An 18,511-nucleotide genomic window follows, 5' to 3' on the forward strand; every position below is an offset into this window, starting at 1 on the left:
CTCCCGATTCGCGCTTCGACCCATCGACCGTCCCGGTCCGTTGGGGCACGGACGGCCCCAAGGACGGAAGCCGTCGCGGATCGCCTCCTGGCGGTCGCGAAAGCCCGGCGTTCCGGGCCTTCGGATCAATCGTCTTGCGCCACGCGGGGACCGACCACCCGGATCACGTCCGCGGCGTCGAGGGCGTCGGGCGGCAGCGGGCCGGCGGATTTCGCGAGCAGGCGCACATACGAATCCTCGCCCGGCCGCACCACGGTGTTGACGAAGCCCGGCGTCTTGGTGACGACGCGGGAATCACCCCGCCAGACCGTCTCCGATCGGGATGGTCCGCGGTAATGGCTGCGCTCGGTGGTGTCGCGGGAATCCGTGATGAGGAAGTGCGTGCGGCCGTTGGCGAGGGTGATCTCGGCCGCCTTCATCATCACGAAGTCCTGCACCCGGCCCTTGCTGGTGAAGCCGTTGCCGCGCGCCTCGATGCGGTAGAGGTCCGGCGTCACCGCCTCGGCACGCACCCCGCCGGTGAGGCCGATGCCGTTGCTGTTGCCCTTGTAGGAGGTCTGGCAGGCGCCGACCGCCAGGGCGAGGAGGAGCGCCGCGCCGGCCGTCAGGCGGCGCATGAGGGTCGGGGACATCGAGGGGATGTCCTTTCAGCTCTGCGGCGCCGCACGGCGGCGGCGCGCCGGCAGCGGCGAGGAGAACGGGACCATCCGGCCGATGACCGGGTTCGGAGTGTGGTCGTAGGCGGTCCCGTTATAGGCGTCGACGCCGGCGCCGATGACGCCGCCCGCGACGAGGTTGCCCGCCATGCTGGCGCCGCCCGTCCCGCTCACCTTCGTGACGACCGGCACGTCCACGTCGGCGTGGCCGGGCAGCGAGAAGGTCGAGACGAATTCCTGCTTGCGCGGAATGTCGAGCGTGCAGGGCGTGATCGGACAGGTCGGCCCGAACGAGGTGCGCATCGCGGCACCCGGCGGTTCCGACAGGAAGGTGATCTGTTCGGTCGTGCCGCGGGTCACGGTCCCACAGGCGGTCAGGGCGAGGAAGCCCAAGGAGGCGGCGATGATGCGCATGACGTCGGGCTCGCGCGGAGGGCCGCCCGGCGGCCGCGTCCACTGGTAAGAGGGTGGGAGATGACGAGGAGGGTCCCGGCCCGGTCGCAGCAAGCTCGACCGTTGGGGCCGTTCCGCTTGTTTCGCAACGATATCCGGCCGTCCAGTGCGGCCGTCCCGTTTGAGACGTCGAGTTCTGACAATGAGACGGTGGGGTCGGTCGATGCGGCCGGCACCCCGAAGACCATCGTCCCGCTCCGCTGGAGCATTTTCCGACGACGCGGATACCGGTTCGCCGTAGAAAATACGGCAAAATCAGAGACCTCGAGCACTTCGCGATTGCACCGCGATCGTGACGTGCTTGAGGTCGACCGACGGATAGTCCCATGGCGGACGATCAGGACGGACGCCGCCCGGCATCGCCGACTTGCCCGCCGCGCCGTCGTGAGACGCCCGATAAGACTTTTGGGACGCCGCGCATGGATTTCAGCCCCTGTCGTCTTGCGGATCATGCTAATGCGGCCCCGAACATCCATGCGTCGGCCACCAGTCCCGTCATGATCAGCCCGAATCTCGAACGGTTGCCCTGGACGGCAACGGGGCGCCCGCCGGCCGGGCGAACGATCTCCCTGGTGCTGGCCGCCGCGCTCGCCCTGGCCATCGCCCTCGTGGCCGCCGTCCCCCTCGTCGGGGCGCTCTGAGCCACGGGCCGTCTCAGGCCGGCGGCGGCCCGCCGAGCTTGATGCCGGCGCGGCGAAACAGCGTCAGCCAGATCGTGTTCAGCTCGCTGCGGGTCGCGTCGCCCGCCGCGAGATCGACGAGGAAGCAGCGCACCTCGTATTCGAGGCCGTGCTCGCCGATCCGCATCAGAAGGGCGCTCGGGGCGGGCGTTGCCGCCACGTTGGGATGGCGCTCCACCACCTTCATCAGGATCTCGTGCAGCACCTCGAGGTCGGTCTCCTTGTCGAGGAGCAGCGGCACGCGCAGGCGCTGGGTGTCGTCGGTGAGCGTCTTGTTGCGGACGATCGAGGTGATGAGGTCGGTGTTCGGCACCACGAGGTCGGTGCGGTCGCCGGTGGCGATCAGGGTCGAGCGCACGCTGATCTTCTTCACCCGGCCCTCCTCGCCCTTCACGGTGACGAGGTCGCCGACCCGCACCGGCCGCTCGGCGAGCACGATCAACCCCGAGACGAAGTTCGACACGATGCTCTGCAGGCCGAAGCCGATGCCGACCGAGAGGGCACCGGCGATCACCGTGAGGCTCTGCGGGTTCACTCCGAGCTGGCCGAGCGCCACCACCAGCGTCAGGGCGAGGCCGCCATAGCCCACCACGGTGATCACCGAGTAGCGCGCCCCGGCATCGAGCCGCGTGTGGGGCAGGAAGCGCCGGTCGAGCCAGCCGGTGGCGAGCCGGGTCGCCAGCAGGCCCGCCGCAAAGGCGAACAAGGCGAGGCCGGCGGCGCCGATCCAGCCGCGCAGATCCGCCACCGTCGTGCCGAGGAACGCGTCCTGGAACGGGTTCAGCTCGCCGTGCGCCAGGCTCCACGGGCCGACGACCACGAACAGCATCGCGCCGACGACGAGGGCGTGCAGAAGGCCCGAGACCACGATCGAGGCGAGCGCCAGCGTCCCGGGCCGGAGCGTGAAGGTGCGGCACAGCCGCGACAGCCTGGCCGAGCGCCCGACGTCCTCGGGTGTGACCGAGAGCGTGTCGACGCCGATCAGGACGATCCAGCCGAAGGCCACCAGCACACCGGTGACGAGAAGCCGTCCGATCAGGAAGGAGCCGAGCGCCGTGAGGCCGAGAAGCGTGCAGGCGAAGGCGGCGGCGGTCACCACCCAGGCGATGGGCGCGAGCGCGCCGAGGAAACCCACGGGGGCGGCTGCCGGCATCGCCGCCGCCTCGTCCGCATCCGGGGGCTCGGCATGGGCGAGCCGCGCCAGGGCGAGGCCGAGGAGGGCGCAGCAGGCGAGGACGGCGAGGATCGTCGCGGCATCGCCGATCGCCGCCCGCAGCTGCGCCATGACGGTGAACTCGGCGAGGACGAGGCTCGCCGCGTAGATCAGCAGCATCGCCGTGCCGGTGCGATGGATGGTCCGGGCCGCCGAATCGCCCACGGCCAGCAGCCGCACGGAAGGGTCGCGCGGCGCCACCAGCGCCCGCAGGATGCCGGTGCCGAGGACCACGCCGGCGATCGCCGCCACCAGGCGCACCAGCACGGAATCGAGGCTGCCGGAGCCGAGATCCAGCTCGTCGTCGAGCAGGATCACCAGCGCGACCGCCACCGGGACCGGCGCCACCATGATGCCGAGCGCGATCAGGGTATGGACCGCCGCCGCCCGTCGCGGCCCGATCCCGGCCCGCTCGGCGAAACGGCGCCAGCGCCGCGTCAGGCGCCGGCCGATCGCGCGGCAGGCCCAGTAGACGAGGAAGCTCGCGACCAGGAAGGCCGCGAGGCCGAGGAGATCCTCGTCCCAGTCGTTCGCCGCCCCCTTCGCGCGGAGCGCCGCCATCCGCTCCCCGATCTGCGGCACCGCCCGGTCGAGGAGCTCGCTCCAGAAGGCCGGGCCGAGGGGGCTCGGGCCCGGGGCGAGGAGGCGCTGGGCGAACAGCGACCGGCGCGCCTCGGTGACGCGGTTCAGCACGTCCTCGGCGGCGCGCAAGGCCTGCCCGTCCTGCCGCAGGCGGGTCTCGACCTGCGCCAGCTCGGCCTCGGCTTGCCGTTTCTCGGCACCGGCGGCCTCCGGCACGGCGGCGCGCGCGATCTCGGCGATCTGCGCCTGGAGCCGGGTCCGGGCTGCGTCCGCCTCCCGCCGCAGCGCCTTGGCCTCGGTGATCAGGGCCTCGGTCCGCTCGCGCACGCCGAGCAGGCCCTTGAAGTCGCCCTGCAACCGGTCCGCCTCGGCCCGGGCCGTGGCGATGCCGGCATTCAGCGCGGCCCGGCGCGCGTCGTCAGCCCGGGCCGGGAGCGCCAGGGCGAGCAGCACGGCCAGGAGACCGAGGACGGCGCCGCGACGGAGGGCGGAGACGGGAATGGGCATGGGGAAAGCTCGGGACGCCGCGCCGTTGCGAAGCTTGGCCGCACGCTGCGTAGCACGGCCGACCCGATCGGCAAGTGCTTGCACATGATAAGTGCTTGCAAATGATAAGTGGCGGTCACCGACGAGTGTCGGCCGATGAACAGTGTCGGTCCATGATCGGCCGACGACACGCGCCCGGCGAGCGGCTCGGATCCGGGCCGGTGCCGCGGGGACAAGCCTTGCACCGGTCGGCTGGTGCGCAGGCCGCCTCGTCCCCGGGCGCGGCCTTCCTCAGTCGCCCTCGACCGGGCGCGTCGCGATCCAGACCACGTGCGGGGTCCGCCCGGGGCGCTCGGAGCGAATGCGGTGCTCGGCGACCGCAAAGCCGGTGCGCTGCAGGCGGGCCTTGAACTGGCGGTCGGGGCAGCCCGACCAGACCGCGAGCACGCCGCCCGGCCGCAGGGCCCAGAACGCCCGCTTCAAGCCCCAGGAATCGTAGAGCCGGTCGTTCGCCCGGCTGACCAGGCCGCGCGGGCCGTTATCGACGTCGAGCAGGATCGCGTCCCAGGCCTGCGGCCCGGACTGGATCACCCGGTTCACGTCGGCCTCCCGGATCGCGACCCGCGGATCGTCGAGGCAGCCGCCGAACACGTGGGCGAGGGGGCCTCGGGCCCAGCCTAAGACCGCCGGCACCAGCTCGGCGACGACGATCGTCGCGTCGGGGCCCAGTTCGGCCAGGGCCGCCCGCAGGGTGAAGCCCATGCCGAGCCCGCCGATCAGCATCCGCGGGCCGGCATTGTCGCGCAGGGCCGCGCAGGCCAGGGCCGCGAGCTCCCGCTCGGAGCCGCTGCGATGGCTGCCCATCAGCTCCATGCCGGCGACGACGATCAGGAATTCGTCGTCGCGCCGCACCAGCCGCAGGGAGCCGCCCCCGCCCGGAATCGGGCCGGTGTCGAGTTCGGTCCAGGCCGTCAGCGCTGCGCCGGGCGCGAGGGATCGCCTCATCGGTCTCGTCTCTCGGGTCTCGTCTCTGACGGTCCGCCTGTCGGCGGCACCGGCTGAAGATGCGCGTTGCCGACGATCCCCGCTGGCGGTCGCTCACGCCTCCCCGTCGCCCGAGGGCTCGGCGGGCGGCGGCCGGAGGAGCACGGCCTTGCGGATCATGTCGGTGGAGCGGCTGTACCCGTCGGCGCGCTCCTCGTACAGCGCGCCGGCGGCTGGGCGGCCGGCCTCGCGCCCGTCCCGTGCCATGCGCCGGACGAGCTCCGCCCGCTCCTCAATGATCCGCAGGGCCACCGGAGCCGCGCGGCGGAGCGGGGCCCGGCAGGCTGTAGGCGCCGCCACGCTCGCCCGCTGCGGCCAGAGACAAGCCTTAATGCTTGCCTACTGCGCTTCGATCATCAGGACTCACCTCGGGCCGCTTACCGTTCACCGGCCGCGGGCTGGCCGCTGCCCGCCTGTGACCAGAGGTCAAGATTGTCACGAAGCTTTCAACGAACGTTGGTCAGTTCGTAACAGGCGTGACCGTCCATGGCCGAAGGCAAGTTCATCTCCTACCTGCGCGTCTCCACGGCGAAGCAGCGCGCGTCCGGCTCGGGCTTGAGGCGCAGCGCAAGGCGGTGACGGATTATCTCAACGGCGGTCGGTGGAGCCTCATTCAAGAGGTAGTCGAGATGGAGAGCGGTAAGCGGTCGGACCGGCCGAAGCTGGCAGAGGCTTTACGCCTCTGCCGCCTCCACGGCGCCACGCTGGTCATTGCGAAGCTGGACCGGCTGTCTCGCGACGCGGCCTTTTTGCTCAACCTCCAGGCGGCAGGCGTGCGTTTCGTCGCCGCCGATATGTCCGAGGCAAATGAATTGGTGGTGGGCACCATGGCCGTAGTCGCTCAGGCCGAGCGGAAAATGATTCCCGCCCGCACCAAGGCAGCCCTCGCGGCGCTAGATACCGGGAGAACTTCTTACTCACCTGATGGCTTTTTGAGCCCCATAAGCGGAACAGTTGGGATCGTGCATTCGTCGTTATCTTCACCGCCGATGCGGGTGAAAATTTCTTCCAATTCGTCATCAGAACGCTCACCCACTTGGACAGCCTCTCCCGACCACCCACAGTTATCGCAAACCGGCCGCTCCCAAACAATTTCGGGGCTTTCCTCCTCCATTTCTTCTTCGGGAAAAAGGCTTGGTGATCCACATTCCGGGCACGTCTCGGGCACCGCGCGGCAATGCCGGATCACAAGCGACATCGCCAAACCTAAAACGTGCTCTGTCGTACATTGAGCGGCTTCGGCATCATGCCATGTCGCAGAACGGGCGTGAGTGAGCCAATTGGTAAACACCCATGCTTCGCTGAGTAGGGACTTCAAGAGGCGCCGACGCTCTTTTTGTTCCGACCCCGCAAGAGCCGTGTTGCAAATTATTTCGATCCATGCCCGAAAATCAGCACGCTTGGGCTTTTCATCTGCCGGCCATTCCGCTGCGTCTTGCGCAGCCGCAACGAACGCGAGCAAGGCTTCTCGGCTTCGCACTCCAATCGCCTGATAGTCACCGACGTTTCGGGTTTGTGTGAGGGCGTCAGAAACCTCCCGCATCATCTCGAAGACAGCAGCGAAGGGCTTTAGGCGTCTGACCGGCGCGTTATGGCGTTCGCCGCGTGGGATTCGCAAACACAATCCCATGTGGAACGTGACGGCCAAGTCCATGTTCGGAAATTGGTCCTGCGAATATAAATTCGTCGGGTTAGTAATTACCCACCAGCGCCCATCTGTTGCGTGCACGTCCCATACGTCGTGCTGGTGGCCAATTATGGCTTCGGAATAGACTTTTTGCAGGAAATTGACGGTCGCGCTGGGAGATTGCGATAGGTAATACGCCGCAACATCCATCCGCTCTTTTTCGGTCGCAGGCAGCATGCGAGACCTCCGGCGCTACCGCGCAAAGCGCCACTTTTCTCTAAACCCGAAAATTTCGGCGGCGCGGCGATTATGCATGCCGAGAAGCATGGCCGACAAGAGAGGGGAGTGGGCAATTAGCGAAGCGGCAGCGTCGGACTACGGCCGGTCTGGACCGCCATCACGAGCCTACAACGATTGAGGAGTCTGTCCTGATGCGCCGCCCGACGCTTCCCATGCGCTTCCCAACTCGGTTTTCTGGGAAGCAAGCAACGGCTGATTTCCATCTAAGCCATTAAAAAAATAATGGTGCCGCAAGAGGGATTCGAACCCCCGACCCCCTCATTACGAATGAGGTGCTCTACCAGCTGAGCTATTGCGGCGTCGACCCGGCCGGCGGGGCCGGCGGTCAGTGGCGCCCTCATACCCGGGGGGCGGGGGCTTGGCAAGGCTCTCGGCAAGGCTCTCGGTAAGTCGGCGTCGAAAAAGCGCGGCGCGCCGGACGATCTGGGGGAAGGGCGGTGCAGAAGGCGAATGCAGGGCTCGGCACCGCCCTCCGGCGCCTGGGGCGCTTGACGGTGGGCTGCCGATTCCGGACCATGGGGCTGCCGCCTCCGACGAAATCCCCTCGCACGCTCCCCCCGGAATGCCCCTGATCGCCCGCCTTCGCGCCTATGCCGCCGAGATGTTCGGCGCGCCCGCCTCGCCGCCCGACCCGGAGGCGGAGCAGCATCTTGCCGCCGTGACCCTGCTCGTCCATGTGGCGCGGGTCGACGGCACGCTCGCGGCGGTGGAGCGCGACCGGCTCGCCCGCCTGCTGCTCCATCGCTTCGCCCCCACCGAGGCGGGGGCGCGGGCGCTGATCGAGCGGGCGATCAGCTTCGACAACGAGACCCGCGACGTGGCCGAGCTCGTCGAGATGATCGGCCGCGACGTGCCGGAGGAGGAACGGCGCGGTCTCCTCGGCCTCGCCTGGGCGGTCGCCGCCGCCGACGGGCAGGTGCACGAATTCGAGGACGACCTCGTCTGGCGCGTCGGCCAGCTCCTCGGCTTCGACGACGCCGCGATCACCGCCACACGGGCGGTCGCCCTGGCGGGGCTGCCGGCGCAGCAGGTGCCGGCCCGGTGATCCGTCGATGGTGAGTCCCTTCGTGATGCCGCAGCCCGGGAACCGGCCCGTGCTGCTGGTCCTGCACCAGGAGCAATCCACGCCCGGCCGCCTCGGCCGGCTGCTCCTGGAGCGCGGCTATCCCCTCGACATCCGCCGCCCGCGCTTCGGCGATCCGCTGCCCGAGACGATGCGGGACCATGCCGGCGCGGTGATCTTCGGCGGCCCGATGAGCGCCAACGACCCCGACGCCTTCGTGCGCCAGGAGATCGACTGGATCGAGGTTCCCTTGCGCGAGGGGCGCCCCTTCCTCGGCCTGTGCCTCGGCGCGCAGATGCTGGCCAAGTGCCTCGGCGCCACGGTCTGCGCCCATCCGGAGGGGCGGGCCGAGATCGGCTATTATCCCCTGCTGCCGACAGAGGCGGGGCGCGACTTCGCGGGCGAGATCGGCCAGCCCTGGCCGTCCCACGTCTATCACTGGCACCGGGAGGGATTCACCTGCCCGGCCGGCGCCGACACGCTCGCCACCGGCGACGATTTCCCGACCCAGGCGATCCGGGTCGGGCCTTCGGCCTTCGGCCTCCAGTTCCACCCCGAGGTCACCCACGCGATGATCTGCCGCTGGACCGTGCGGGCCGCCGAGCGCCTGTGCCTGCCCGGGGCGCAGGACCGGGCGCGGCAGATCGAGGGGCGGTTCATGCATGACGGCCGCGTGGTGGCCTGGCTCGACGCCTTCCTCGACCATTGGCTCGCCGGGACGGGGACCCCGCAGGCCGCGTCATGATCCTCAGCCTGACCCTGCTGCTGCTGTGCCAGCTCGCTGGCGAGATCCTGGCCCGCGCCTTCGCCCTGCCCGTCCCGGGCCCGGTCGTCGGCATGGCCCTGCTCCTCGCGGTGCTTATCCTGCGTGACCGGCGGCCCGGCGGGCTGCCGGCGCCCCTGACCGACGGCACGCTGGAGCGCACCGGCAAGGGGCTTCTCGCCCATCTCTCGCTGCTGTTCGTCCCGGCGGGCGCCGGGGTGATCGGCCGGCTCGACGTCCTGGCCGCCCACGGCCTGGCGCTCGCCGTCTCGCTCGTGGTGTCGACCGCCGTCGCCCTCGTCGCCACGGTGCTGACTTTCTCCTACGTCGCGAAGCGGACCGGGCGATGAGCGGGGACTTCGCCCTGTGGGTGTTCCTGTCGCGCACGCCGCTCCTGTGGCTCACCGTGACGCTCACGGCCTACGTCGTCGCCGACCGGGTCTCCGCCGCCACCGGGCGCCACCCCCTGGCGAACCCGGTGCTGCACGCGATCTGGATGGTCGGCCTGGTGCTGATCGTCACCCGCACGCCCTACTCGGTGTATTTCGAGGGCGCGCAGTTCGTGCACTTCCTGCTCGGTCCCGCCACGGTGGCCCTGGCGATCCCGCTCTACGAGCACCGCAAGACCGTGACGCGGGTGCTGGTGCCGATGCTGGCCGCGCTTCTGGTCGGCTCCACGGCGGCCCTCGTCACCGGCATCGGCACGGCGAAGCTCCTCGGCGTGCCGGATCAAATCCTGATCGCGCTGGCGCCGAAATCCGTCACCGCCAGCGTCGCCATGGGCATCACCTCGGCGCTCGGCGGCGACCCGACGCTGACCGCCGTGCTGGTGATCCTCACCGGCATCCTCGGCGCCATCATGGTGACGCCGCTCCTCGACCGTCTCGGCATCAAGGATTACCGCGCCCGCGGCTTCGCGGTGGGGCTGGCCGCTCACGGCATCGGCACCGCCCGGGCCTTCCAGGTCAGCGAGGTCGCCGGCACCTTCGCGGGCATCGCGATGGGGCTCAACGCTTTCCTGACCGCGGTGCTGGTGCCGCTGGCGCTGGCGTTCCTGCGCTGAGCAGATTTCGCAGAAGCGGCTGCCGGTTTTGCGGAAAAATCTGCGGCAAAACAAGGATCCAAGCGGACGAAGCGTTGGCAGGCCAACGCTTCGTCCGCTCAGGCCTCCGGGGCCTCGGTTGCCGCCCGCAGCGCGCCGACGAGGTGGAGCGAGCCGGTGACGAGGAGCCAGCCGCCCCGATCGGCCGCGAGGCCGGCGGCCCGCGCCATGGCCACGTCCGGCGCCGCCGCCGCCTCGGCCTCCAGCCCCTCGGCGACGGCCAGCGCCCGGAGCGCCGCGGCGGCGTGGCCGCGCCGCTCGGGCATCTCGGTGCAGACGACCGCCTCCGCGTGCCGAGCGAGCACGGTGAGGAAGCCCGCCGCGTCCTTGTCGCCCGCCATCGCCACGAGCGCGATGCAGGGGCCGCAGAGATCGGGCGCGCGGGCGAGGTCGCGCAGGACCGCCGCGAGGTTGAACGGCACGTGGGCGCCGTCGAGCACCACCGGCACCGCGCCGCGGGCGGTCCGGATCCGCCGCCGCTCGAGCCGCCCCGGCAGGCGGGCGCCGTCGCGGGCCGCCGCGTCGAGGAGGCCGGCGTGCAAGGGCGTGCCGTCGCGCCCGCGCGCGCCGCTTGTGCCCAGATGGTCGAGGACGAGGCCGGCGAGCGCCGCGTTCTCCTCGTCGATCGAGGCCTCCGGCGGAATCGCCGGCCGCAGCACCGGACAATCGAGTGCGGCGGCGCAGGCAGCCGCGACCGCCCCGGCCTCGTCGTCGGGGCCGAGCGTGGTGACGAGCGCCGCCCCGCGCTTGAGGATGCCGACCTTCTCGGCGGCGATAGCCGCGCGGGTGTTGCCTAAGATCTCGGTGTGTTCGAGGGCGACGTTGGTGACGACCGCGACCTCGCTTTCCACGGCATTGGTCGAATCGAGGCGCCCGCCGAGACCGACCTCGATCACCGCCCAGTCGAGCCCGGCCTCGCCGAAGATGGTGAGCGCGGCGGCGGTCAGCACGTCGAACCAGGTCGCGTCCGCGCCCGCCGTACCGGCGCGGCGCGCGGCCTCGTGGGCATCGAGCGCGCGGGTCAGCGCGCGAGCGAGAATGGCCTCCGCCACCGGCCGGCCCTGGAGGCAGACCCGCTCGGTCACCGATTCGACGTGCGGCGAGGCGTAGCGCCCGACCCGCAGGCCCGCGCGCGTCAGCCCGGCCTCGATCAGGGCGCAGACCGAGCCCTTGCCCTTGGTGCCGCCGACATGGATCACCCGCAAGGAGGCCTGCGGCGCGTCGAGCCGGGCCAGCAGGTCGCGCATCGGATCGAGCCCGACCCGCATCCCGCCCCGCGGCCGTTTTTCCCAGTCGGTCAGGCGGTCGAGGCGGTCCAGGACGGCGGGCAGGGAAGAAGCGTCGGAACTTGAAGGCAAGGGCGAAGACATCGGCGTCACGGGTCACCCGTCGGTCGGTGCGGGGAGGGTGCCCAGGCGAGCGGCAGCGACGTCCCGCGCTCCCCGGTGGTTGGACCACCTTGAACCTCGCCAGTCACGCGGGACAGCCCCCCATAAGAGACGAGCCGGCGGCGGGCAACCGATGGCTCACCGACGATCCTTCGCCGTCGCGTCACCTTGTGCCGGCCCCGGCGGGCGGCTACTCACCGGGGCTCCCGCCCGCTGCCAGGATCGCACGCCGCCTTGCCCGCCCGCCTCGACGCCATCGACTGGGCGATCCTCCGGGAGCTGCAGGCCGACGGCTCCATCACCAACGTGGAACTGGCCCGCCGGGTCGGCCTGTCGGCACCGCCCTGCCTGCGCCGGGTCCGCGCGCTGGAGGAGGCCGGGATCATCCGCGGCTACCGCGCCCTCCTGGAGCCGAAGGCGCTCGGCTACGAGGTGGTCTGCTTCGCCATGGTGCAGCTCGCTGCGCAAGGCCAGGCGGACCTCGCCGCCTTCGCGGCGCAGATGCGCGACTGGCCGATGGTGCGGGAATGCTGGACGCTCTCGGGCGAGACCGACTTCCTGCTCAAATGCGTCGCGCCGAACCTCGGCGCCTTCCAGCAGCTCGTCGGCCATCTGACCGGCTTGCCCAACGTGCGCACGGTGCGCACCGCGCTCGCCCTCGACCAGATCAAGGACGAGCCGATCGCACCTCTCGACGGGCCCGCGCCCGAGGCGTGACGACGCGGCCGCACCCCGCGCCTGCATACAATTTAACCGTGATAATCCGCCTCACGCGCCAGTCATGCCCACGAATGAAGGTGTGGTGAACGCCGGATTATGCTGTGATCACTCTGTGAACCGGCAATCCGTATGGACAATGCCAATGCATCGATGAAACCTAAAGTTGTTTTATCGACATCAAGCCGCGATCGTGAGGTGTAATTCGACCGCCCCTACTCGAGACGATTGCCCGAAATCCGAGATAATAGGATGACGATGCCCGACCGCCGCGAGCCTCATCGCCGAACGCCGCCATCGAGCCGGAATCCGGCTCAGGCCCGGGATGCTGCGCCGCGTGCGACGCCCGGTGCGTCCGCCCTGGACCCGGTAAGCCTGTTCGCCGTTCCGATCGGCCGGACGGCGAGCCCGCCCGGCGATCCCGTGCCGGTCACGCAGACGCTCTACCTCACGCCGGACCAAGGCTACGTGATCCGGACCTGCCTGCATCTCGGGACGGATCCGGCCTACGAGGCCTGCGACGTGATGATCTATGCCGACGAGGCCGCCCTGCGCGAGGCCCTTTCGGCCGGCGGCGACGGCCTCGACCGGGCGTTGCTCGCCGCCGCGGGGCTGGATCGGGGAGGGGCGTGAGGCGCCGTCATTCCGCTCCCGGGCGCTCGGGCCGGCGCGCCTCAGCCCACCGACGACAACCCTGCCCGGTATCCCTCGACCGCACGACGCAGCGTAAAATCCGGCAGGACCCGACCGGCCGTCTCCCGCAAGGCGGTCCGCCGTCCGGGATCGTCGAGGAGCGCCAGGGCGGTGCGGGCCCAATCCGCGACGTCCATCGGCCGTACGGTACCGCAGCCGCGCGCCTCCAGCATCTCGCGGGCGGCGCCGGAATGGGGTGAGGCGAGCACGGCGGTGCCGCTCTGCAACGCCTCGTTGACCACGATGCCCCAGACGTCGCCGCGGCTCGGGAACAGCAGCAGCCGGGCGGAGGCGTGGGCTTCGGCGAGGGCCGATTGCGAGAGGTAGCCGTCGAACCGGGCCGGGATCCCGGCCTCGGCGAGGCGCGCCGCCATCTCGGCGCGGAGCGGCCCGTCGCCGGCCACCCGCACCCGCAACGGGCGCCCGGCCTCGGCGCAGGCCCGCATCACGTCGGTGAAGAAGCGCGCGCCCTTCACCTCCTCGTTGAGGATGCCGCAGAATAGGACGTCGTAGGGCCGCGTCTCGGGATCGGGCAGGGACGCCGCCGCCTCCCAGGCCGGGAAGAGCGGTGCGCGATGGATCCGCTCGGACGCGAGCCCGTAGGTCGACAGCAGCGTCCGGCTGCCCTCGCTCGGGGCGAGGCCGAAGGCGGCGCCCGGCACGATCAGGCGGCGCAAGGCCCGGTGCGCCGGGGAGCGGGCGCCGGGATCGGTCTCCGGCACGCCGTCGGTGCGGATGGCGTAGGGGACGCCCAGGGCCCTGGCTGCCAGCGCCGCCATCGCCATGGTGGGCGAGAAGTCGTTGAGGATCACCGCCGCGGGCCGCAAGCCCGCGAGACGCGAGACGACGCCCGGATTGACGTAGAGGTTGCGCACCGCGTCCCGGTGCCAGCGCAGGCCCGGCAGCACGGCGAAGCGATAGCCGTCGGCGGCCGCCAGCTCCCATTGGCGGGCGGGCTCCCGGGCCGCGCAGGCGAGCACGGTCAACGGTCGGTCGAGGGCGGCGGCGAGCGCCCGGTAGAGCACCTGGGTGTAGGGGGCGAGCGCACCGGTCACCACCACGATGGGACGGTCAGCGGACACGGGGGGCTCCCATCAGGGCGTCGAGCTCGTGCAGGGGCCATTCCGGTTCGAGGACGTGGCGGGGCATCGTCGCGAGGTCGTCGGCGCCGGTGGCCACACCGCGGCGGGTGGTGAAGAAGCTGGCATAGCCGGTGCCCAGCGCCAGGGCCGGGTCGCGGGCCGGCCGGTAGTCGCGCTCCGCGACGCCCCAGGGGCAGGCGAAGTGCCGGATCGGTCGGCCCGTCGCCGCTTCGAGGGCTAACTTCGACCCGGCGATCTCCCGCTCGGCCGAGGCGTCGTCCAGGGTGGCGATGCGGGCATGGCTCGCGCTGTGCGAGCCGATCTCCATGCCGGCGGCGAGCCATTCGGCCACCAGGGCCCGGCCGGCATAGGGGCCGGGCGGGCTCGCCGGGGGGGCGTCGAGCCAGTCGCCGACGAGGAACAGGATCGCCGGCACGCCGGCCGCGCGCAGCACCGGCAGCGCGACCTCGACCGTATCGGCATAGCCGTCGTCGAAGGTGACGAGGAAGTGTCGCTCCCCCTTGATCCCACCCGACTCGATCAGCGTCAGCGCCTCGTCCGCCCCGACGAAGCGGCCGTGGCGCTGCAAGTAACCGATCTGCGCCGCGAACCCGGCGCGGTGATGCTCCGGAACGTGGTGGTAGCACAGTGTGTAGAGGCCCGGCGGGGCATGGGCGAGGCGGCGCCACCGCGCGAGGCCGCGCAGCAGAAGGGCCCGGAGAACCGGGTGGTCGCGGGCGATGGTCTTGAAGGGTTGCGGCATCCCGCCCGTCGGTCCAAAGGCGCTCGTCCGGACGAGGGTGGGACCGGCCCGACACGCGAGCAAGCAAGAAGACAACGTAGGGCCCGGCCGATCGATCGTCATCAACCGATTCCGGTGCAAGACGCACAATCCCACGCACGGTGCGCGCCTTGCGTCGCCTGGGCGGCGCCGGTGGGGATCGTCCCGTCCTGGCACGGAGACCCCATGACCAGAGCTAGGCGCGACACGGGACTACGGATCGTACTGGTCGAGGATGTCTCGGCCTGGGACGACCTCGTCTGGGCGCAGCCCGGCGGCACGATCTTCGCCGCGTCCGGATGGGGCGTCTACAAGCACCGGCGCGGCGCCCGGATCGAGCGGCTGAGCGTCGTCGACGAGCGCGAGCGGCTGGTCGGCCTGGCCCAGGTCCAGATCCGCCGGCGCGGGCCCTCAAGGCAAATCTACGTCCAGGGCGGCCCCCTCCTGACCCGGGAGGGCGAGTGCCGCGGAGAATCCGTGATCCGCCGCCTCATCGGCCACATCGCCCCATCGCCCCTCGACCTCCTGGTCGTCGATCTCGACCGGGCCGCGAGCCCCGGCGTCCTGCTCGGGCTGTTGACGGCGGGCTTCCGGCCGGTCTCTGCGCCGCGCCGGCACACCCTGGAGGTGGACCTCAGCCGCGGCCTCGATGCGGTGCTGGCCGGCATGGACCGGCGCTGGCGCAAGGCCCTGCGCAAGGCTTTGCGCAATCCCGCCCTGACGGCGCGCTTCCTCGAAGATCCGGCCGAGCGGCTCGCCGCGTTCGATGCCTTCGCGGCGATGTACGCGGCCCTGAAGGCCCGCAAGGGGTTTCCCAGCCGCTTCGACTGCGCGGCCTACCGCGACCTCGTCGCAGGCGACCCGCGCCAGCCGATCCTTGAGGTCCGGGAGGGCGACGAGCCCTGCCTGGTGCGCCTCCTCCATCTCGGCCGCGACCGCACCACCGCCTTCTTCACCGCCGCGACGGAACGGGCCAACCTGAACGGCGCGGCCTATCTGGCGGTCTGGTGCTGCCTCGGCCGCGCCGCCGAGGCGGGCCACCGGGTCTTCGATGTCGGCGGCATCGATCCGGCGGCCAACCGGGGCGTCTACGATTTCAAGCGCGGATTCGCCCGCCACGCGGTCACGAGCGGCCCGCTCTGGATCTACGCCCGCAGCCGCCTCGTCGCGGCGGCGGCCTGCCTGGTGCTGGCGCGATGATGCGGCCCGCCTCGCTTCTCGCGCGCCTGCGCGGCCCGTCCCTGCTCTCCCTCCTCGACCAGGGGGCGGTGAGCGGCTTCGGCTTCCTCGCCGGCATCGCGGCGGCCCGCCTCGTCGACATGGAGGATTTCGGCCGCTTCGCCCTGGTTCTGATCTTCGGCGGCGTGGCGCAGGCCGTCCACAACGCCCTCGTGACTGCGCCGATGATGACGCTCGCGGCCGCGGCGCGCAGCCCGCGCCGCTACGCCGCCGCGATCCTCGCCGGGGCCCTGGTCCTCGGGGCCCTCCTGGCGCTGGGCGTCGCCGGGGCGCTCGCGCTCTACTTCGCCCTCCGGGGCGAGGCGGTGCCGCTCGACCTCGTCACCGCCGCCGGCGCGCTCACCCTGGGGCAGAACCTGCAGCTCACAGCACGGCGGCTGCTCTTCGCCTCCGGGGCCGGCCCCCGGGCGCTCGTCATGGACCTGTCCCGGGCAGCCGCCTTCCCGGTCGCCGTCGCAGGGTCGTGGGCGATGGGGGCGCCGCTCGATGCGGCCCAGCTCGTCGGGCTCCTGGCCGTCACGGCGCTTCTCACGACGCTGCCGGTCATCGTCGGGTGGGCGGTCGAGCCGGGGCGCCGGAACCTCGCCGCCGCTGCCTCGCGCCACTGGCAGATGGCGCGCTGGCTCCTCCCGGTGGTCCTCGTCACCTTCGGGCAGGAGCAGCTGGTCTGGATCCTGGCCGGCGGGGCGCTCGGCGACGAGGCCCTCGGCGGCTTGAGGGCGGCCCAGTACCTCGTCGGCATCGTCCTCCTGATGCTTACCGCGACCGAGAACGTGGTGCCGACGGGGGCGGGGCGGGCCTACGAGGCCGGCGGCGAGACGGCACTCCGGGCTTATCTGCTCGGCGTCGCCGGCCGGCTCGGGGTTCCGGTCGGCTTCCTCCTCGCCTTGGTGGCGATCCCGGCCGAACTCTGGCTGCGCCTCGTCTTCGGCGCGCCCTACGTTCCCTATGCGCCCTGCCTGCGCTGGCTGGCGCTCGGCGTCGTCTTCATCTTCCTGCGCGACATGGTGGGGCAGGTCTTCCGGGCCCGGCGCCGCACCGACGTCATCTTCCGCGCCTTCCTGGTCAGCCTGCCGGTCTCCCTGGTGCTGATCCGCCCGCTCCTCGACCATTACGGGGCCGTCGGGGCGGCGGCGGCGGTGGCGATCGGCCACGGCGCGTCACTGGTCGCCCTGCTGACGGCGCTCGCCCGGAGCGAGGTCCCCCCTTTGGACGGACCATCCCCGAACCCCGCCGGACCGGGCGCGCCCGCAAAAAGGCCGGATCGATGCTGAACGCCCTCATCGCCGTCGCGGCCGCGACCTGGTTCACGCTCGCCTACCCGGTCCTGCGCCGCCGCCTCGAGACGCATCCGCCGTCGGGCGGCGCGCCCCTGTTCTGGCCGCTGGCGCTGACGGTGGTCTTCGCCTTCATGCCGCTCGTCTTCACGGTTCCGCGCGAGGACGGCAACGCGGTGCTGGAGCAGGGGCTGACGGCCTCGAACGTCGTCACCATCGTGCTTACCGGCCTCACGGCCCTCTACCTGTTCGTGAAGGTCGCGGCCGACCGGCGCGTGCTGCTCCTGCCCTTCGCGATGCCCTACCTGCCGTTCACCCTGATGATCGTCATGAACGGGGTGAGCGCCGCCTGGTCGATCGTCCCGACCTACACGCTCTACCGCACCGCGGAACTCGCGGTGTTCACCCTCTCGTCGATCCTGATCTTCGACCGGCCTGACATCCGGCATCGGCTGGCCGACATCCTCGCCATCGTGACGCTCGCCTGGCTCGTCTCGGTGACGCCCGAGATCCTCCAGAGCCTGGCCTCCGGCATCGTGTTCTCCTCGGCCAAGAACAACATGATGCCGCTGGTCTGCGCGCTCCTGGGCTTTGCCGCCTGGTTCGGCCCGCCCAACCGCCGCCGCGGCCGCTACCTGGTCCTGGCCGCGGCCGGCTTCGTCATCGCGGGCTCGGCCGCCTCGACGGGCGCGCTGATCGCGGTCGGGCCGGCGCTGATGATCGCCTCGCGCCGTCCGGGTATCCGCGTCGCCGGCATCGTGCTGGCGCTGGCCTCGATCGCGGTGTTCCTGTTCCTGATGGTCGGCCTGTCGAGCTTTCCGGGGCTCCTCGACGCCCTCTCGGTCATCCTCCAGAAGCCGAAGGTGGAACTCGCCAACGCCACCGGCCGCGGCCAGTTCTGGCCGACCTTCATCGCGGCGACGCAGGACCGCCTGCTCGGCTCCGGCTTCTCGGCCGCCGACCGCTTCATCCAGCTCCTGATCCCGACCACCGAACTTGCCGACGAACTCGGCCGTGACGCGGTGTTCATCACGAGTTCGCACAACATGTTCCTGAGCGCCTGGGCCGGCACCGGGATCATCGGCCTGTCCTTCGCGGTCCTGACCTTGATCGAGCCGATCCGCTTCGCCGCCCGCGCCGACCGCGGCACCCGCCGGATCGTCGCCTGCCTGATCCTGATGCTCGCCCTCAACGGGCTGACGACACCCGGATTGTTCCAGGACTGGAACGTCAACGTGCTGGCCTACGTGGCAGCCCTCGCCTGCGCCCGGGCGGCGCGGCGCGAGGCCGAGGCGGGCTGGAGGGACGTCGCCCCGGTCCCGTCCCCGCGCGGGACGGGACAGGCTTGGCCCGCCGCTTGAAGCG

Annotated in this window: 19 protein-coding genes, 1 tRNA gene, 1 pseudogene and 1 riboswitch; of the genes and pseudogenes, 11 read left to right on the forward strand and 10 right to left on the reverse strand. The window is 71.2% G+C overall.

Annotation, left to right across the window (positions count from 1 at the left end):
* Positions 1 to 125 precede the first annotated feature (125 nt).
* A complete protein-coding gene (locus tag AC3AOF_RS02000; RefSeq protein ID WP_488347545.1) occupies positions 126 to 632 on the reverse strand; it encodes a CC0125/CC1285 family lipoprotein in 507 nt (168 codons plus the stop codon).
* A 15-nt stretch (positions 633 to 647) separates the two neighbouring features.
* A complete protein-coding gene (locus AC3AOF_RS02005) occupies positions 648 to 1,070 on the reverse strand; it encodes a translation initiation factor 2 (RefSeq protein ID WP_236990864.1) in 423 nt (140 codons plus the stop codon).
* A gap of 536 nt (positions 1,071 to 1,606) precedes the next feature.
* Here AC3AOF_RS02005 and AC3AOF_RS02010 point away from each other — a divergent pair.
* Entirely contained in the window at positions 1,607 to 1,750 is a 144-nt protein-coding gene (locus tag AC3AOF_RS02010; protein ID WP_236990865.1) for a hypothetical protein, read from the forward strand.
* A gap of 13 nt (positions 1,751 to 1,763) precedes the next feature.
* On the opposite strand, the gene AC3AOF_RS02015 is transcribed toward AC3AOF_RS02010, so the two are convergent.
* From AC3AOF_RS02015 to AC3AOF_RS02025, 3 genes are all read right to left on the reverse strand, one after another.
* A complete protein-coding gene (locus tag AC3AOF_RS02015) occupies positions 1,764 to 4,091 on the reverse strand; it encodes a DUF3772 domain-containing protein (RefSeq protein ID WP_488347546.1) in 2,328 nt (775 codons plus the stop codon).
* A gap of 270 nt (positions 4,092 to 4,361) precedes the next feature.
* Complete coding sequence (locus AC3AOF_RS02020; protein ID WP_236990867.1) at positions 4,362 to 5,075, reverse strand: polyamine aminopropyltransferase; 714 nt, start codon at positions 5,073 to 5,075, stop codon at positions 4,362 to 4,364.
* Between the two features lie 93 nt (positions 5,076 to 5,168).
* The gene (locus AC3AOF_RS02025) at positions 5,169 to 5,414 is read right to left on the reverse strand and encodes a hypothetical protein (protein WP_488347547.1); all 246 of its coding nucleotides are present in this window, start codon (positions 5,412 to 5,414) and stop codon (positions 5,169 to 5,171) included.
* A 186-nt stretch (positions 5,415 to 5,600) separates the two neighbouring features.
* On the opposite strand from AC3AOF_RS02025, the pseudogene AC3AOF_RS02030 reads away from it, so the two are divergent.
* Positions 5,601 to 6,007 (forward strand): annotated as a pseudogene (locus tag AC3AOF_RS02030) (recombinase family protein); the annotation flags it as partial.
* Positions 6,008 to 6,027: 20 nt separating this feature from the next.
* Here the strand turns inward: AC3AOF_RS02030 and AC3AOF_RS02035 are convergent.
* Both AC3AOF_RS02035 and AC3AOF_RS02040 read right to left on the reverse strand, forming a co-directional pair.
* Positions 6,028 to 6,978, reverse strand: coding sequence for a hypothetical protein (locus AC3AOF_RS02035; protein WP_488349077.1), 951 nt, complete (start codon positions 6,976 to 6,978; stop codon positions 6,028 to 6,030).
* A gap of 286 nt (positions 6,979 to 7,264) precedes the next feature.
* Positions 7,265 to 7,340: transfer RNA gene (locus tag AC3AOF_RS02040), tRNA-Thr, on the reverse strand.
* Between the two features lie 263 nt (positions 7,341 to 7,603).
* Between AC3AOF_RS02040 and AC3AOF_RS02045 the strand changes: the two genes are divergently transcribed.
* Genes AC3AOF_RS02045 through AC3AOF_RS02060 form a run of 4 tightly spaced genes read left to right on the forward strand, consistent with a single transcriptional unit; the run spans position 7,604 to position 9,930 of the window.
* On the forward strand, positions 7,604 to 8,086 hold the full coding sequence (locus AC3AOF_RS02045) for a tellurite resistance TerB family protein (protein ID WP_236990889.1): 483 nt from the start codon (positions 7,604 to 7,606) through the stop codon (positions 8,084 to 8,086).
* Positions 8,087 to 8,093: 7 nt separating this feature from the next.
* Entirely contained in the window at positions 8,094 to 8,849 is a 756-nt protein-coding gene (locus tag AC3AOF_RS02050; protein WP_488347548.1) for a glutamine amidotransferase, read from the forward strand.
* The gene (locus tag AC3AOF_RS02055) at positions 8,846 to 9,217 is read left to right on the forward strand and encodes a CidA/LrgA family protein (protein ID WP_488347549.1); all 372 of its coding nucleotides are present in this window, start codon (positions 8,846 to 8,848) and stop codon (positions 9,215 to 9,217) included. Before AC3AOF_RS02050 ends, AC3AOF_RS02055 begins: the two co-directional genes overlap by 4 nt.
* On the forward strand, positions 9,214 to 9,930 hold the full coding sequence (locus AC3AOF_RS02060) for an LrgB family protein (protein WP_236990892.1): 717 nt from the start codon (positions 9,214 to 9,216) through the stop codon (positions 9,928 to 9,930). Before AC3AOF_RS02055 ends, AC3AOF_RS02060 begins: the two co-directional genes overlap by 4 nt.
* A 98-nt stretch (positions 9,931 to 10,028) precedes the next feature.
* On the opposite strand, the gene AC3AOF_RS02065 is transcribed toward AC3AOF_RS02060, so the two are convergent.
* Positions 10,029 to 11,327, reverse strand: coding sequence for a bifunctional folylpolyglutamate synthase/dihydrofolate synthase (locus tag AC3AOF_RS02065; RefSeq protein WP_488347550.1), 1,299 nt, complete (start codon positions 11,325 to 11,327; stop codon positions 10,029 to 10,031).
* 44 nt (positions 11,328 to 11,371) lie between these two features.
* A riboswitch (ZMP/ZTP riboswitch) is annotated at positions 11,372 to 11,456 on the reverse strand.
* Between the two features lie 135 nt (positions 11,457 to 11,591).
* Between AC3AOF_RS02065 and AC3AOF_RS02070 the strand changes: the two genes are divergently transcribed.
* Together AC3AOF_RS02070 and AC3AOF_RS02075 are read left to right on the forward strand one after the other, a co-directional pair.
* Positions 11,592 to 12,074, forward strand: coding sequence for an Lrp/AsnC family transcriptional regulator (locus AC3AOF_RS02070; protein WP_236990894.1), 483 nt, complete (start codon positions 11,592 to 11,594; stop codon positions 12,072 to 12,074).
* 423 nt (positions 12,075 to 12,497) lie between these two features.
* Positions 12,498 to 12,707 carry a hypothetical protein gene (locus tag AC3AOF_RS02075; RefSeq protein ID WP_488347551.1) on the forward strand — a complete coding sequence of 70 codons (210 nt, stop codon included), beginning with the start codon at positions 12,498 to 12,500 and terminating at the stop codon, positions 12,705 to 12,707.
* A 41-nt stretch (positions 12,708 to 12,748) separates the two neighbouring features.
* Here the strand turns inward: AC3AOF_RS02075 and AC3AOF_RS02080 are convergent, their stop codons facing one another.
* Positions 12,749 to 13,849 (reverse strand): glycosyltransferase family 4 protein, encoded by a 1,101-nt coding sequence (locus AC3AOF_RS02080; RefSeq protein ID WP_488347552.1) that lies wholly within the window; start codon positions 13,847 to 13,849, stop codon positions 12,749 to 12,751.
* A complete protein-coding gene (locus tag AC3AOF_RS02085) occupies positions 13,839 to 14,612 on the reverse strand; it encodes a polysaccharide deacetylase family protein (RefSeq protein WP_488347553.1) in 774 nt (257 codons plus the stop codon). The genes AC3AOF_RS02080 and AC3AOF_RS02085 overlap by 11 nt, the downstream gene beginning before the upstream one ends.
* A gap of 204 nt (positions 14,613 to 14,816) precedes the next feature.
* Between AC3AOF_RS02085 and AC3AOF_RS02090 the strand changes: the two genes are divergently transcribed.
* The 3 genes from AC3AOF_RS02090 to AC3AOF_RS02100 are packed head-to-tail and all read left to right on the forward strand — an operon-like array spanning position 14,817 to position 18,507.
* Entirely contained in the window at positions 14,817 to 15,830 is a 1,014-nt protein-coding gene (locus tag AC3AOF_RS02090) for a lipid II:glycine glycyltransferase FemX (protein WP_236990898.1), read from the forward strand.
* Positions 15,827 to 17,143 (forward strand): lipopolysaccharide biosynthesis protein, encoded by a 1,317-nt coding sequence (locus AC3AOF_RS02095; protein WP_236990899.1) that lies wholly within the window; start codon positions 15,827 to 15,829, stop codon positions 17,141 to 17,143. Before AC3AOF_RS02090 ends, AC3AOF_RS02095 begins: the two co-directional genes overlap by 4 nt.
* Complete coding sequence (locus AC3AOF_RS02100) at positions 17,137 to 18,507, forward strand: O-antigen ligase family protein (RefSeq protein WP_236990900.1); 1,371 nt, start codon at positions 17,137 to 17,139, stop codon at positions 18,505 to 18,507. Before AC3AOF_RS02095 ends, AC3AOF_RS02100 begins: the two co-directional genes overlap by 7 nt.
* Positions 18,508 to 18,511: the final 4 nt, after the last annotated feature.

It is taken from the genome of Methylobacterium sp. 142-1Y (assembly GCF_057747795.1).